This is a genomic window from Methylobacterium sp. P1-11, from assembly GCF_008329595.1.
GTDB lineage: Bacteria > Pseudomonadota > Alphaproteobacteria > Rhizobiales > Beijerinckiaceae > Methylobacterium.
The window spans coordinates 278,499-291,442 of record NZ_NPKS01000001.1; the positions used below are offsets into that span (position 1 = coordinate 278,499).

Sequence of the window (12,944 nt, forward strand, 5' to 3'; positions counted from 1 at the left end):
TCCGGCGCCAAGCGAGGACGGCCGCATGCGAAGCGGCTTTAGGGTGGAACACGACATGACGCGCATGTTTCGAACGGCGGCCCTCGGCCTGGCGGGGCTGCTCGCCGCGGCTCCGGCGAGTGCCCTCGACCTGACCAAGAAGCGGGAGAACCTGCCCGACCTCGTTCTGGGCGACGATCAGGGCAACGATTTCGTGGTCGAGAACAAGGACATCACGCTGGAATCCGGCAAGGCCTACCGGCTGCGGATCGTCGCCAAGGGGCGCCAGGAATACAAATTCTACGCGCCGGAGTTCTTCCGCTACATCTGGTTCAATCAGATCGTGATCGAGCACAAGGAGATCCACGGCGGCGGCCCGCCCGATCACCTTGAATTCGACGATCCCGGCGAGATCGCCATCGAGTTCGTCGCGATCAAGCCCGGCACCTACACCTGGGCGGCGCACGGCCTGGAATCCAAGGGCATGACCGGCACGCTGACGGTGAAGTGATGCGCATCCTCCTGCTCTCAGCCTGCCTCCTCGCCGCCGGTCCGGCTCTCGCCGCCGACGATGCCTCTTCCTGCGCCGAGGGCATCACCATGATCCGCGAGGCGCTCGCCCTGAACCCGCCCGAAACATCGGTTCCGAAGCTCAAGAAGGCCCTGCGGGTGGCCGAGCGGGAGCAGAAGGAGGGCGAGTTCGACGAGTGCCTCGACGCCGTCGCCGACGCCCGAAAGGTCCTGGGCCGATGAGCGCATCCGAGTCGGCGGCACTCCAGATCGAGCATGTCGGCCACCGGTTCGGCGCCCGCGCCGCGCTGGACGACGTCTCGATCACGGTGGAGCGCGGGCGCTTCGCCGCTTTGCTGGGGCCGAACGGCGCCGGCAAGACGACGCTGTTCTCGGTCATCACTCGGCTCTACAACAACCAGACGGGTCGGGTCTCGATCTTCGGCCACGCCCTTGATCGCGAGCCGTCCCGGGCACTGGCGCGGCTCGGCGTCGTGTTTCAGGCCCGGACCCTCGACACCGATCTCACCGTCGAGCAGAATCTGCTCTACCATGCGAGCCTCCACGGCATCGCTCGTGCCGCAGCCAAGGTGCGGGTCGGCGTTCTGCTCGACCGCGTCGGACTGGCGGACCGGCGTCACGACAAGGTGCGCACGCTCTCGGGCGGCCAGTCGCGCCGCATCGAGATCGCGCGCTCGCTGATCCACCGTCCGGACCTGCTGCTCCTCGACGAGCCCACCGTCGGACTCGACCTCGAATCCCGGGCCGACATCGTGGCGATCGTCCGCGCCCTGGTGCGGGAGGAGGGATTGTCGGTGCTCTGGGCGACCCACATCTTCGAGGAGATCTCGGACGACGACGACGCCGTGGTGCTGCACCGGGGCCGGATCGTCGCCCGGGGCCGGGCCGGCGGGATCGGCAGCCCCGGCGAGGCCCTGGCCGACGCGTTCCGCCGCCTGGTCGCCGAGCCGGGGAGGGCGGCGGCATGACGAACCCGACACCCCTCGCCAACCGGATCGGCGCCGCCCCTCCGCGCGACCAGGCGGGGCGGATCGGCCGCCTCGACGCGGTCGGCTACCTGATCTGCCTCGGCGGCATCGTCCGCCGCGAGCTGCTGCGCTTCTTCAATCAGAAGGAGCGATTCTTCTCGGCGCTTGTCCGGCCGCTGGTCTGGCTGTTCATCTTCGCGGCCGGCTTCCGCAACACGCTCGGCGTGTCCATCGAGCCGCCCTACCAGACCTACGTGCTCTACGAGGTCTACGTGGTGCCGGGGCTGGCCGTGATGATCCAGCTCTTCAACGGCATGCAATCGTCGCTGTCGATGGTCTACGACCGCGAAGTCGGCTCGATGAAGGTGCTGCTCACCTCGCCCTATCCGCGCTGGCTGCTCCTGCTCGCCAAGCTGATCGCCGGCGTCGCCGTCTCGATCGTGCAGGCCTACGCGTTCCTGGCCGTGGCGTATTTCTGGGAGAGCGACATCCCGGTGCTTGGCTATCTGACGGCGCTTCCGGCCTTCCTGGCCACCGGGCTGATGCTCGGCGCGATCGGCCTGTTCCTGTCCTCGCTGGTGCGCCAGCTCGAGAACTTTGCCAGCGTGATGAACTTCGTGATCTTCCCGATGTTCTTCGCCTCTTCGGCCCTCTATCCGCTGTGGCGGATCCGGGAATCGTCGGAGACCCTGTACTGGATCTGCGAGCTGAACCCGTTCAGCCACGCGGTCCAGCTCGTCCGCTTCGCCCTCTACGTCCAGTTCGAGCCGGTCGCCTGTGCCGTGGTGGTGGGCGTGGGGCTCGCCTTCTTCGGCATGGCGGTGGTCGCCTACGATCCCGGTCGCGGCATCATGGCCCGGCGCGGCGGCCCGGCCGGCGACAACACCTGATGGAGCCCGCCCGATGAACCTCGTCCTGACCCGCTTCCTCGGCCCGGCACTGGGACTCGCCGTCCTCGCCGGCCCCGCATTGGCCCAACCGAAAACGGATCCGGATTGGCCCTGCGTCCAGCGCAAGGTCGCGACCCTGAGCCCCGGCCAGTTCTGGACCGAGCCGGATATCGAGGCGGCCGGCGATTGGGGCAGCGACAACGACGCCGCCGTCCTGGCGCAGAAGATCGCCTCCCGACGCACGGACCTGTCGCAGGCCGGCCCGCTCCTCGACACGTTCGCCGAGAAGTTCGGATCCGACAAGGATGCCAAGGACAAGGCCCTGACGCGCGTCTACGCGGGCGTGTTCGAGGTGCTGAACGGCGAGCGCAACAAGGTCGTCGGCGGCATCGCCCGCTACGCCCAGGGGCAGCGCCGGATGGCCGAGCGCATCCGTGACGAGGCCGACAAGATCAGCCAGGTCAAGGACGCCCCGAGCGCCTCCGATGCCACCGAGCTTCCCAAGGATCAGTCCGAGCTGGAGACGAAGTTCGCCTGGGATCGCCGGATCTTCCAGGAGCGGAGCCAGTCGCTGACCTACGTCTGCGAGGTCCCGCAGCTGCTGGAACAGCGGCTCGGGGAGCTCGCCCGTCTGATCCAGGCACGGCTCTAAGATGCGCACGACCCGACATTGCCGAAACTTCCCGAGCCACTTGCCAATATATCCCTAAGTGACTGAGATCGTTATCGAAACTGTTGCTGATTAACCACGCGGCGCCTGCTTCTCCAGCATTCGGCTGGAAATACAGCCGAAACCCGCCTCACGTGTTCTTGAACCGATTGTGCCCCGTCCCGGCACCCGCCAAGAGAGATCCAAGCTCGGCTGTAACGAGCGTGAGTCCTTCAGTAGGGAGTAGGGGATGTCACTTCGGGCGCTTCGGAGCAGCCTGGTTGCGTCTGCATCGGTTCTCGCGGGGACCGTTCTCCCCGGCTTGGTGCAGGCTCAGCAATCGGTGACGCTGGGCGAGATCAGCGTAGTCTCGACCACGCCTGTGGGCGCGGGCGGCGGAAATTCCAGCTCGGCGCAGGTTTTCAACGGCCCCGGCCCCGTCCCCCCGGGCGGCTCGGAGGGACCGAGCGCCGCAACGCGCCTGCGCGGGTCCGAGCAGCCCCTCTACAAGATCCCCAGCACGGTGGAATCGGTCACGGCGAGCGACCTCGCGATCGATCAGGCCAACAACAACCTCGTGACGACGCTCGCCCGACGCACGCCCGGGATCAACATCTCGGACTCGCAGGGCAACAACAACCGCGTCGACGTCACGTACCGCGGCTTCACGGCCTCGCCGGTCCAGGGCGTGCCGCAGGGGCTGGCCGTCTACCAGAACGGCGTGCGCATCAACGAGGCCTTCGGCGACGTCGTCAATTTCGACCTGATCCCGCCGCAGGCGATCCAGCGCATCGACGTCGTCACCGGCAACCCGGTCTTCGGCCTCAACGCGCTCGGCGGCGCGGTCAACATCCAGATGAAGAACGGCTTCACCTGGCAGGGCACCGAGATCGCTGCCTGGGGCGGCTCGGATGCGCGCACCGCCGGCTATCTGCAATACGGCAAGGTCTCCGGCCCCTGGAGCGTGTATTTCACCGGCGACGGCCTGAACGACCGCGGCTGGCGCTATGAGAGCCCGAGCACGATCGGCCGGCTCTACGGCGATATCGGCTACCGCTCGCAGGATTCGGAGTTCCACCTGATCGGGCTCGCCGCGCGCAGCTTCTACGGTGCGGCCGCGGCCACGCCGGTCGACTTCACGCACCGCGATCCGCGGGCGATCTTCACCTATCCGCAGACGACGACCACCGAGGTGGGCACGCTCCAGCTGACCGGCCGGGTCGACCTCTCGCCGACCTGGGACCTCGCCGGCAACGCCTATTTCCGCCGTTTCAGCCAGACCTACATCGACGGTAACGACGGCAATTTCGAGAATTGCAGCAGTCGCAGCAGCTTCCGCGGCAACCTCTGCTTCGAGGATGACGGCTTCAGCCCGTCCGCCGGCCAGTCGCAGCTCGCCTTCCGCAATCAGTTCCTGATCCTCGGCCAGCAGAACCAGCGCATCCCGTTCCGGTCCGGCATCCCCTACGGCACGCTCGATACGACCCAGACCCAGGCGACCGGCTTCGGCGGCTCGCTCCAGGCGTCCAACCGCGACCGCGTCTTCGGCCTGCCCAACAGTTTCGTGGTCGGCGGCAGCATCGATGCGGCCAACTACTCGTTCAAGTCGTCCAGCACCCTCGGCGTGATCAACCCGAACCTGTCGATCACCACCGATCCGAGCAACCCGTTCTACGGCAACATCCCGGGGCTCGGCACGCCGCAGCTGCGGACCGCCGGCGCGCTGGGTATCGCGCCGAGTTCGGTCAACGGCTCGAACCTCTATATGGGCCTCTACACCCTCGACACGCTCGACGTGACGGACCGGTTGTCGCTGACCGCGGGTGCCCGGCTCAACTTCGCGCGGATCCAGAGCGAGGATCTCACCGGCTTCTCGCCCGACGTGACCGGCACGCACTATTACAACAAGATCAACCCGGTGGCGGGCCTGACCTACCGCTTCTTCGACGCGCTGAACCTCTACGGCAGCTACTCGGAGTCGAATCGCGCGCCGACGCCACTGGAACTGGCCTGCGCCAACCCGGACCGTCCGTGCCTACTGCCGAACTCGCTGGTGGCCGATCCGCCGCTCAAGCAGGTGACCGGGCGGACCTACGAGGTCGGCTTCCGCGGCCAGCTGCCGAACACCTATGACGGCGGCATCATCACCTACAAGATCGGCGCCTTCCGCACCGACCTCGCCAACGATATCCTGTCGTTGGCCACTCCCGGCAATACCGCCCGCGCCTACTTCGTCAACGTGCCGTCGACGCAGCGGCAGGGCATCGAGATCGGCAGCGAGTACACCGCCGATTACCTGCGGGTCTACGCCAACTATGCGCTGGTCGACGCGACCTTCCAGTTCAACGGCACCCTGTCATCGCCCAACAATCCGCTCGCGGATGACGGGGCGATCCAGGTCCGCAAGGGCAACGTCGTGCCGCTGGTGCCGGCCCACCAGATCAAGGCCGGGTTCGACTACTTCGTGACGCCCGACTGGCAGGTCGGCCTCTACCTCCAGGCCTTCTCCTCGTCCTACTTCCGCGGCGACGAGTCGAACCTGAACCGCAAGCTGCCGTCCTACTACGTGATGAACTTCCAGACGAAGTATCAGGTGACGAAGAACCTCGAGGTCTTCGGTCTCATCACCAACCTGACCAACAACCGCTACGCCACGTTCGGCACCTTCGCCGAGCCCGGCGCGGTGGCCGGCAACCTGCGGATCAGCGATCCGCGGACCACGACCCTGGCGCAGCCCTTCTCGGTCTATGCCGGCATCCGCTACGCCTTCGGCGCCGATCCCGTGCCGATGTCGCCGGAGCCGATCATCCGGAAGTACTGATCCGTCCCGGTGTCGAGGGGCGGGCGCCTCCCGCGGCCTACGGGCCGCGCGGGGCGCCCGTCGCGTTTCGGGGCTGCCACATGCGGCCTCCTGTCTCGGGAACGGGCCCGTCTGCCCGGAGTCTCCCCGGTAGCCGCACCGTCGCGCCACCGCCCGCTCACGAGCGGGGTGTCCGCGCCGGTCGCATCCCGACACCGTGGAGTCTCGTCCCGATGATCATCCGTTTCGCTGTTGCAGCCCTGGCCCTGGCGGCCGCGACGCCGGCCCTGGCGACCCCGTGCTCCGACGAGGTCGACACGCTGCAGCGGCGGCTCGACAGCGCCGGCGCCGCCGCGGTGACCGGCTCGACGCCGCCCGGCGGCGCCACGTCGTCCAACTCGCCGAAGGCGCTCGACACGCCGCCGGCCCTCACCAAGTCGGATGACGCCGTGAAGCCGACCGCCTCGGGCGTGGAGGAGGCCAAGAAGCTGGTCGCCCAGGCACGCCAGCAGGACAAGTCCGGCGACGCCCAGGGCTGCCGCGACACGATCATGAAGGCCAAGGAGAAGGCCGGCGCCCTGCCGTAGCGAAGAATCCGGCCGGCACCGCGCGGTGCCGGCTCCTCCCGCTCAGTAGGCGTTCTCGGTCTTGAACAGCGCGAACGGGGTGGTGAGGAGGATCTGCAGGTCGAGCAGCACCGACCAGTTCTCAATATAGTAGAGATCGTGCTCGACGCGCCGCTGCAGCTTCTCGGAGGTATCCGTCTCGCCGCGCCAGCCGTTGACCTGGGCCCATCCGGTGATGCCGGGTTTGACCTTGTGGCGCGCGAAATAGCCGTCGACCACCTGATCGTACAGCGTGTTGGCGGCCTTCGCCTGAAGTGCGTGCGGACGCGGTCCGACGAGCGACAAGTCGCCCTTCAGCACATTGAACAGCTGCGGCAGCTCGTCCAGCGAGGTCTTGCGGATGAAGCGACCGACCGGCGTCACGCGCGGATCGCCCCGCGTCACCATCTTGGCGGCGCCGGCATCGCACTGATCCACGTACATCGAGCGGAACTTGTAGACCTCGATCAGCTCGTTGTTGAAACCATGGCGCTTCTGCCGGAAGAGGACCGGCCCATGGGATGTCACGCGCACGGCAACGGCGATCGCCAGCATGAGCGGCGACAACGCCAGCAGCAGCAGCAGGCCGACGCAGCGGTCGAACAGCGCCTTCACCACCACGTCCCAGTCGGCGATCGGCCGGTCGAACACGTCCAGCACCGGGACCGATCCGAGATACGAATAACTGCGCGGGCGCAGGCGCAGCTTGGCGGCGTGCGCCGAGAGCCGGATGTCGATCGGCAGGACCCAGAGCTTGGCGAGCATCTGGAGGATCCGGGCCTCTGCGGTGATCGGGATCGTGAAGACGATCAGGTCGAGACGGGCATGTCGCGCGTAGGCCACGAGGTCGTCGACATTGCCGAGCTTCGGGTGCCCCGCCACCACGTCGGACGAGCGATCCGCGTTGCGGTCGTCGAACACGCCGACGATGCGGATACCGCTCTCGCTCTGCGTCTCCAGGGCGGCGATCAGGTCCTCGGCGGGCTGCCCACCCCCCACGATCGCGGTGCGTCGGTCGAACCGGCCAGCGCGGGTCTGCGCGTCGATGATCCGGAACAGGACACATCGCCCGACCAGCAGCATCGCGAGGCCTGTGGCGAAGAAGGCCGCGAGCCAGAGGCGCGAATAATGGTCCGCCACCTTGGCGAGCACGAGGCCGGCGGCGACCATCAGGAAGGTCATCGACCAGGCTGCGATCAGCCGGACAGCCGCCTTGAAGAAGCTCCGGAAAGCAGCGATCCGATAGCCGCCCGAGGCCTGGATCAGCGTCACGGTGATCACCGCGATCATGCCGATCGCACCCGCATAGGTCAGCCCGAACGGGACGCGGCCGCGCAGCATCAGCACGTGCAGAAGCGTGCCCAGGCCGAAGATCAGTGCGCATTCCAGCCCACGCACCAGCCCGGCGACCACGACCGGCGAGATCGCCGTCGGTCCGGGCGCCGCGGTCTCGGCAAGGGGCACCCTGCCGCTGGCCGGGCGCGATGGCCCCTCCATGGGTCCCGCGGCCTCGAGCAGATCGCGGATATCGAACGCGCTCATCGATCGGTTCCCCCAGAGCCTTGTGGCCGACGCCTCCACCGGAGCTTGGCAGGGGGCGTTGTTGGAAGACTTAAGGGTGCAGATGCGGAAGCCGTTTCCACCGTGATGCACAGGCTCACGACCGTCACGTGGCCGCGATCCGGTCAGGCCGTTCGAGCGCCGGCAATTTCGCGTGGGGCCGGGCTGCGGCGACGGACGCGGGCCTCGAAGGCCGCGGTGTAGCCGGAGATCACCTCGCTGCCCATGCGCTCCAGGGAGAAGCGCTGCCGGATCGAGGCGCTGAGGTTGTGTGTCCGCGCCGCCAGCGCTTCGGGTGCGGCGTCGAGGACGCGCCGAATGCCTTCAGCGAGGGCTGCCGGATCCCGGGACGGGACGAGGTCGTGTGCGGCCGGACCGAAGATCTCCGGTATGCCGCCGACCCGGGTAGCAACCAGCGGCTGCGCCGCCGCCGCGGCCTCCAGCACGACATAGGGCAGCGATTCCGCCAGCGACGGGACCACGAGGATTCGGCCGCGAGCAAGCACAGAACGGATCGCCTGCGGCGGCTCGAACGCGACCGCATCGGCCAAGCCGAGGCGCTTCACGGTATCCCGCAGGATCTCGGCATCCGGACCGGATCCGACCATGAGCAGGCGTAGGGCGCGGCCCTCGGCGCGAAGCCGGGCCAGGGCCTCGAGCAGATAGGGTAGGCCCTTGGCCTCCCGAAGCTCGCCGACATAGAGCAGGTCGAAGGGCTCGGCGACGCGCTCCAGGGGGGCGAACTCGGCATCCGCGATGCCGTTATGCACGATCCGAGTGACCCGCACGGGGCCGCCGACGAAGCTCCGGTGGCGGCCGGCGACGTACTCGCTCTCGAACAGGAACGCATCGGTCCTGCGGGCGAGCACCGCCTCGGCCCCCATGTACAGGCGGTGAAGCGGACTGCCGGGCCGATAATTGTAGCTGCCGCCATGGGGGGTATAGGCGCGGATCGCAGATCCGGACGCGGCGAGCCGGGCATAGGCACCGCCCTTGGCACCGTGGCCGTGAAGGACCTGCGCGCCGACCTCCGCGGCCCGCCGTGCCACGGCCCTGAGGCAGGACCAGTCCGACAGATGCGGATTGCGGCGCATGGGAATCCGGACGATCCCAAGGTCCAGGCTGGGCAACAGATCGGCCAGGGCCCGCGCGGCCCGCTCGCCACCGGTATTCGCGTCGCAGACGATCCCGACAGGGTGCCCCGCGGCCGCTTGGAGGCGGGCGAGATCCATCACGTGCCGGAACAGCCCGCCCACGGGCGCCCGGAACACGTGAAGGATCCGGTATCGCTGAGCAATACCAGAGTCGTTCGTCTCGGAGACCACGGCCCAGCTCCCGGGAATATCAATCCCCGGGTTGTGGTGCACTGGCAGTCGCGAGATACTTAAATCGGGAGCGCCGACCTCAACCTTTCCGCGAGGACGGTAAGCGGAGTTTTACCCGCGAGACCACAATCGCTTCCATCCTACGTCATCGGCGAGCCGTTCAGGCTCGCCCAGATGGTCCCGTAGTGGCACGCTGTGGCGGCAAGGACGAAGCCGTGCCAGATCGCGTTCTGGAAGGGCAACGTCCGCCAGATATGGAACACCACCCCGACGGAATAGAGCGCGCCCCCGATGGCCAGCAGCCACAGCGCCGTCGGCTGAAGCGCGGCGATGACCGATTCGTAGGCGAGAAGCCCGCTCCAACCAAGCATCAGGTAGAGGCCGATCGACAGACGGTCGAACCGCCCCGGAAGGAACAGCTTCACCGCGATCCCGATCAGTGCCACCACCCAGATCACCGCCAAGAGTGCGTAGGCCCGCAGCCCCGACCCGACGAGGGCGACCAGCGGCGTGTAGGTGCCGGCGATCATCAGATAGATCAGGGCGTGGTCGGCGCGGCGCAGCAGCCACTTGCGCGGGCTGACGGGGTAGAGGTTGTAGAGGGCGGAGACGCCCAGCATCAGAACCAGGGCCGTGGCGTAGACCACGACGGCAGCCCGTTCGCCGAGCCCGAGATGCGTCGTTATCGCCGTTGCCACCAGGGCGACAGCACCGGCGAAGCCGAGCAGCACGCCGAGCCCGTGGATCACGCCATCTGCCATGATCTCCCGCGGCGTGTAGTGCCATGTCAGGGAGAGCGGTCGACCATCCTCCGCGAGAGACATCTTGAAGCCTCCTGCCACGCGTGCAGCTTAAAGCTTGAGAAGTCTTAGTCGTTCCATGTGCAGATTGCGGATGGGGAGTTATCCCAAGGTTCCACTGAAAGCGGTAAAAGTCTCGTGCGGTGCCGCGAGACGGCCGCACCGCACGAGAGATTAGATGCGGCCGCCGGCCAGCCCCTCGAACCCCACCGGCGGATCGGCGGCGGCGGGCTCGACCAAGCCGGATCCCCGGCTCAGCCGGGCATGGACCGTCGCCATCGTCAGCACCGCCATCGCGAGCACCTGATGCGCGAGCGCCGCCCAGAGCGGAACGGCGAGGAGCAGCGTCGCGATCCCCAGTCCCATCTGGGCGAGAACGAGGATCACGACGCCCATGGCCCGCCCGGACGTGCTCGCCGGGCCGGCGAGCCTGGCGTCGATCGCGTGCAGGACCGCCACGACGAACACGAGGTAGGCCGTTACCCGATGATCGAACTGGACCAGGGCGTGGTTGTCGATGAAGTTCTCGATCCAGGGGCGGATCGCGAACAGGCTGTCCAGGGGCGGCACCAAGTGGCCATCCATGGAGGGCCAGGTGTTGTAGACGAGGCCGGCATGCGAGCCGGCGACGAGGCCGCCGAGGAAGATCTGCACCAGTATCAGGATCGGCAGCGCCAGGGCCGTCATGCGCAGGCGCGCCGGGGCCGGCGTCAGGACGCCGCGGCGCTCGCCCGCCGCCAGCCAGACCAGCCCGGCCAGGATCAGGCTCGCTGTGGTGAGATGCAGGGCGAGCTTGAGCGGTGCCACCGCGGTCATGCCGGGCTGGAGGCCTGAGGCGACCATGATCCAGCCGATCGCGCCCTGGAAGCCGCCGAGCACGCCGAGGCCGAGCAGACCGAGGCCGAGCCGCCGACTGATCCGACCCTGCCACCAGAACACGATCAACGGCAGGAAGAAGACGAGGCCGATCAGCCGGCCGAGGAAGCGATGGCCCCATTCCCAGCCATACAGCACCTTGAAGGCGGACAGCCCCATCCCCTGGTTGAGGATGTTGTATTGCGGCGTGTCCTTGTATTTGGCGAACTCGGTTGCCCAGTCGGCCTCGGAGAGCGGCGGGATTGCCCCGGTGACGGGGCGCCACTCCGTGATCGACAGGCCGGACCCGGTCAGCCGCGTCGCGCCGCCGACCGCCACCATGGCGATCACCAGAGCCGCGACCACGTAGAGCCAGGTCCGCACCGCCCCCGACCGTCGGTCGCCCGTGCCACTCATGTCCATGCACGCACCTTCCGCGGATGCCGGGATGCCCCGGCCGCCGCGTCCGGGTTAGGGGATGTCCGATCGCCCAGCAACGGCGCCGGCGCCGCAGCCCGCGTCGGTGGGCGCGTTGCCAACCGGATCCGGGGACGGTAGCCGTCGCCCGTCGGCGCCCGCAGCGCCGGCCGCGAGGCCAGGGAAACAGCTATGCGCCGCCGCACCCGGACCCTGATCGGCACCCTCGCCATCCTGGCCTTCGTCTGCCTCTACGGCCCACTGGCGATGACCCTCGCCGACAGCCGCATCGCGGAGACTCCGGCACCGGTACAGGCGGTGATCTACTCGATCCTCGGCATCGCCTGGATCTTCCCGCTGATGCCGCTGATCCGATGGATGGAACGGCCCGATCGCTGAGTCCGACCCTCGATTTTGCCGCACTCGGGGATCACAAGCCTGCCCGTCGCCGCTTGAGATCCCGCTCCGTGCATCGCCCGTCCCTGCGCCTAAAGCCTCTGGCTGCCCTCGTCGTGCTGCTGGCGCCCCTGCCGGCCCTGGCTCAGGGGGCACCGCGCTCCATCGGTGAATGCGAACGCCTGAAGAACGATCTCGCCTACAACCAGTGTCTCGCGATGTTCGGCCCCGCGGCCAAGAACGTGGCCGGCGGCTACGCCTCGGCCGATACGTCGATGCCCGCTGCGGCAACGCCCGCGGCCGCCATGGCCGAGCCGATCCCGCAGGTCGAGGAGACGGCCGAGGTCAGCACCAGCCGCCGGCGCCGCTACCGGTCCGCGCGCGGCCGCCAATACGCCTCGTTCTCGACCGGCTACCGGCACCGGCGCCGGCGCTGACGCCAGCCCGCGGTCAGCGCGCCGGGTTGCGGCGGCGCCCGGCTCTAATCGAGATCCGGGGCGCCTAACGCCGCGAGGACCCGCGCGCCCGGAACCGAACCGTCCCCTGGCCAGACGTTCCAGTCCGCAACCTGATCGATGGCCTCGGCGAGCCGCCGCTTGTAGACGTGCCGCGGCACTTCCTCGGCGCCGAACTGCGTCAGATGCTCGGTGACGAACTGGGTGTCGGCGAGCCGGTAACGCCCGGCGCGCAGGCGGCCCATCAGATGGACGAGGGCGATTTTCGAGGCGTCGCGCACCTCGTGGAACATGCTCTCGCCGAAGAAGGCCGCCCCCAGCGAGACGCCGTACAGCCCGCCGACGAGCCGCCCCTCCGCGCCCGCGTAGACCTCGACGGTGTGGACATGGCCGAGGTCGAACAGGGCGCCGTAGAGTTCGCGGATACGTCCGTTGATCCAGGTGCGCTCGCTATCCCGGCGCGGCGCGGCGCAGCCGTCGATGACGCCGTCGAAATCGGTATCGCAGCGGACCACGAACTGGTCGGACCGCACCGTCCGCGCAAGGCGCCGGGGCACGCGGAACGCGTCAAGGGGCAGCACGCCGCGGGCCTTGGGCTCGACCCAGTAGAGGGTCGGATCGTCGGCATCCTCGGCCATCGGGAAGATGCCCGCCGCGTAGGCCTTCAGCAGGATCTCGGGGGTGATGTCCACGCGGGCGGAATCGTGCATGCCG

Annotated in this window: 14 protein-coding genes; 9 read left to right on the top strand and 5 right to left on the bottom strand. The window is 68.2% G+C overall.

From position 1 onward, the window contains the following. The first annotated feature begins 55 nt into the window (after window positions 1-55). From CIW48_RS01320 to CIW48_RS01350, 7 genes are all read left to right on the top strand, one after another. On the top strand, window positions 56-490 hold the full coding sequence (locus tag CIW48_RS01320; protein WP_149308352.1) for a hypothetical protein: 435 nt from the start codon (window positions 56-58) through the stop codon (window positions 488-490). Next, entirely contained in the window at window positions 490-732 is a 243-nt protein-coding gene (locus tag CIW48_RS01325) for a hypothetical protein (RefSeq protein ID WP_149308354.1), read from the top strand. The genes CIW48_RS01320 and CIW48_RS01325 overlap by 1 nt, the downstream gene beginning before the upstream one ends. Beyond that, the gene (locus CIW48_RS01330; RefSeq protein WP_149308356.1) at window positions 729-1,478 is read left to right on the top strand and encodes an ABC transporter ATP-binding protein; all 750 of its coding nucleotides are present in this window, start codon (window positions 729-731) and stop codon (window positions 1,476-1,478) included. The genes CIW48_RS01325 and CIW48_RS01330 overlap by 4 nt, the downstream gene beginning before the upstream one ends. Then, a complete protein-coding gene (locus CIW48_RS01335) occupies window positions 1,475-2,368 on the top strand; it encodes an ABC transporter permease (RefSeq protein ID WP_246695082.1) in 894 nt (297 codons plus the stop codon). The genes CIW48_RS01330 and CIW48_RS01335 overlap by 4 nt, the downstream gene beginning before the upstream one ends. A 13-nt stretch (window positions 2,369-2,381) precedes the next feature. Then, complete coding sequence (locus tag CIW48_RS01340; RefSeq protein WP_149308358.1) at window positions 2,382-3,020, top strand: hypothetical protein; 639 nt, start codon at window positions 2,382-2,384, stop codon at window positions 3,018-3,020. Between the two features lie 247 nt (window positions 3,021-3,267). After that, complete coding sequence (locus CIW48_RS01345; RefSeq protein WP_149308360.1) at window positions 3,268-5,838, top strand: TonB-dependent receptor; 2,571 nt, start codon at window positions 3,268-3,270, stop codon at window positions 5,836-5,838. Window positions 5,839-6,050: 212 nt separating this feature from the next. Next, on the top strand, window positions 6,051-6,404 hold the full coding sequence (locus CIW48_RS01350; protein WP_149308362.1) for a hypothetical protein: 354 nt from the start codon (window positions 6,051-6,053) through the stop codon (window positions 6,402-6,404). A 42-nt stretch (window positions 6,405-6,446) separates the two neighbouring features. On the opposite strand, the gene CIW48_RS01355 is transcribed toward CIW48_RS01350, so the two are convergent. From CIW48_RS01355 to CIW48_RS01370, 4 genes are all read right to left on the bottom strand, one after another. Further along, window positions 6,447-7,964, bottom strand: coding sequence for an undecaprenyl-phosphate glucose phosphotransferase (locus CIW48_RS01355; protein WP_149308364.1), 1,518 nt, complete (start codon window positions 7,962-7,964; stop codon window positions 6,447-6,449). Window positions 7,965-8,107: 143 nt separating this feature from the next. Further along, complete coding sequence (locus CIW48_RS01360) at window positions 8,108-9,307, bottom strand: glycosyltransferase family 4 protein (RefSeq protein ID WP_149308366.1); 1,200 nt, start codon at window positions 9,305-9,307, stop codon at window positions 8,108-8,110. Window positions 9,308-9,447: 140 nt separating this feature from the next. Further along, window positions 9,448-10,131: a hemolysin III family protein gene (locus tag CIW48_RS01365; protein ID WP_149308368.1), complete on the bottom strand. Its 684-nt coding sequence runs from the start codon at window positions 10,129-10,131 to the stop codon at window positions 9,448-9,450. Between the two features lie 150 nt (window positions 10,132-10,281). After that, window positions 10,282-11,385: a COX15/CtaA family protein gene (locus tag CIW48_RS01370; RefSeq protein WP_149308370.1), complete on the bottom strand. Its 1,104-nt coding sequence runs from the start codon at window positions 11,383-11,385 to the stop codon at window positions 10,282-10,284. Between the two features lie 186 nt (window positions 11,386-11,571). Here CIW48_RS01370 and CIW48_RS01375 point away from each other — a divergent pair, with 186 nt between their 5' ends. Together CIW48_RS01375 and CIW48_RS01380 are read left to right on the top strand one after the other, a co-directional pair. After that, window positions 11,572-11,778, top strand: a complete 207-nt coding sequence (locus tag CIW48_RS01375) for a DUF2842 domain-containing protein (protein WP_091779082.1) — start codon at window positions 11,572-11,574, stop codon at window positions 11,776-11,778. Window positions 11,779-11,846: 68 nt separating this feature from the next. Next, window positions 11,847-12,212 (top strand): hypothetical protein, encoded by a 366-nt coding sequence (locus tag CIW48_RS01380; RefSeq protein WP_091779080.1) that lies wholly within the window; start codon window positions 11,847-11,849, stop codon window positions 12,210-12,212. A 44-nt stretch (window positions 12,213-12,256) separates the two neighbouring features. On the opposite strand, the gene aat is transcribed toward CIW48_RS01380, so the two are convergent. After that, window positions 12,257-12,940 carry a leucyl/phenylalanyl-tRNA--protein transferase gene (aat, locus tag CIW48_RS01385; RefSeq protein ID WP_149308372.1) on the bottom strand — a complete coding sequence of 228 codons (684 nt, stop codon included), beginning with the start codon at window positions 12,938-12,940 and terminating at the stop codon, window positions 12,257-12,259. Between the last annotated feature and the right edge of the window lie 4 nt (window positions 12,941-12,944).

Excerpts from the sequence above, each read along its gene's own strand:
- CIW48_RS01340 (WP_149308358.1), top strand. The coding sequence starts at position 2,382 with ATGAACCTCGTCCTGACCCGCTTCCTCGGCCCGGCACTGGGACTCGCC.
- aat (WP_149308372.1), bottom strand. The coding sequence starts at position 12,940 with ATGCACGATTCCGCCCGCGTGGACATCACCCCCGAGATCCTGCTGAAG.
- CIW48_RS01320 (WP_149308352.1), top strand. The coding sequence starts at position 56 with ATGACGCGCATGTTTCGAACGGCGGCCCTCGGCCTGGCGGGGCTGCTC.
- CIW48_RS01365 (WP_149308368.1), bottom strand. The coding sequence starts at position 10,131 with ATGTCTCTCGCGGAGGATGGTCGACCGCTCTCCCTGACATGGCACTAC.
- CIW48_RS01345 (WP_149308360.1), top strand. The coding sequence starts at position 3,268 with ATGTCACTTCGGGCGCTTCGGAGCAGCCTGGTTGCGTCTGCATCGGTT.
- CIW48_RS01375 (WP_091779082.1), top strand. The coding sequence starts at position 11,572 with ATGCGCCGCCGCACCCGGACCCTGATCGGCACCCTCGCCATCCTGGCC.
- CIW48_RS01370 (WP_149308370.1), bottom strand. The coding sequence starts at position 11,385 with ATGGACATGAGTGGCACGGGCGACCGACGGTCGGGGGCGGTGCGGACC.
- CIW48_RS01335 (WP_246695082.1), top strand. The coding sequence starts at position 1,475 with ATGACGAACCCGACACCCCTCGCCAACCGGATCGGCGCCGCCCCTCCG.
- CIW48_RS01330 (WP_149308356.1), top strand. The coding sequence starts at position 729 with ATGAGCGCATCCGAGTCGGCGGCACTCCAGATCGAGCATGTCGGCCAC.
- CIW48_RS01350 (WP_149308362.1), top strand. The coding sequence starts at position 6,051 with ATGATCATCCGTTTCGCTGTTGCAGCCCTGGCCCTGGCGGCCGCGACG.
- CIW48_RS01355 (WP_149308364.1), bottom strand. The coding sequence starts at position 7,964 with ATGAGCGCGTTCGATATCCGCGATCTGCTCGAGGCCGCGGGACCCATG.
- CIW48_RS01325 (WP_149308354.1), top strand. The coding sequence starts at position 490 with ATGCGCATCCTCCTGCTCTCAGCCTGCCTCCTCGCCGCCGGTCCGGCT.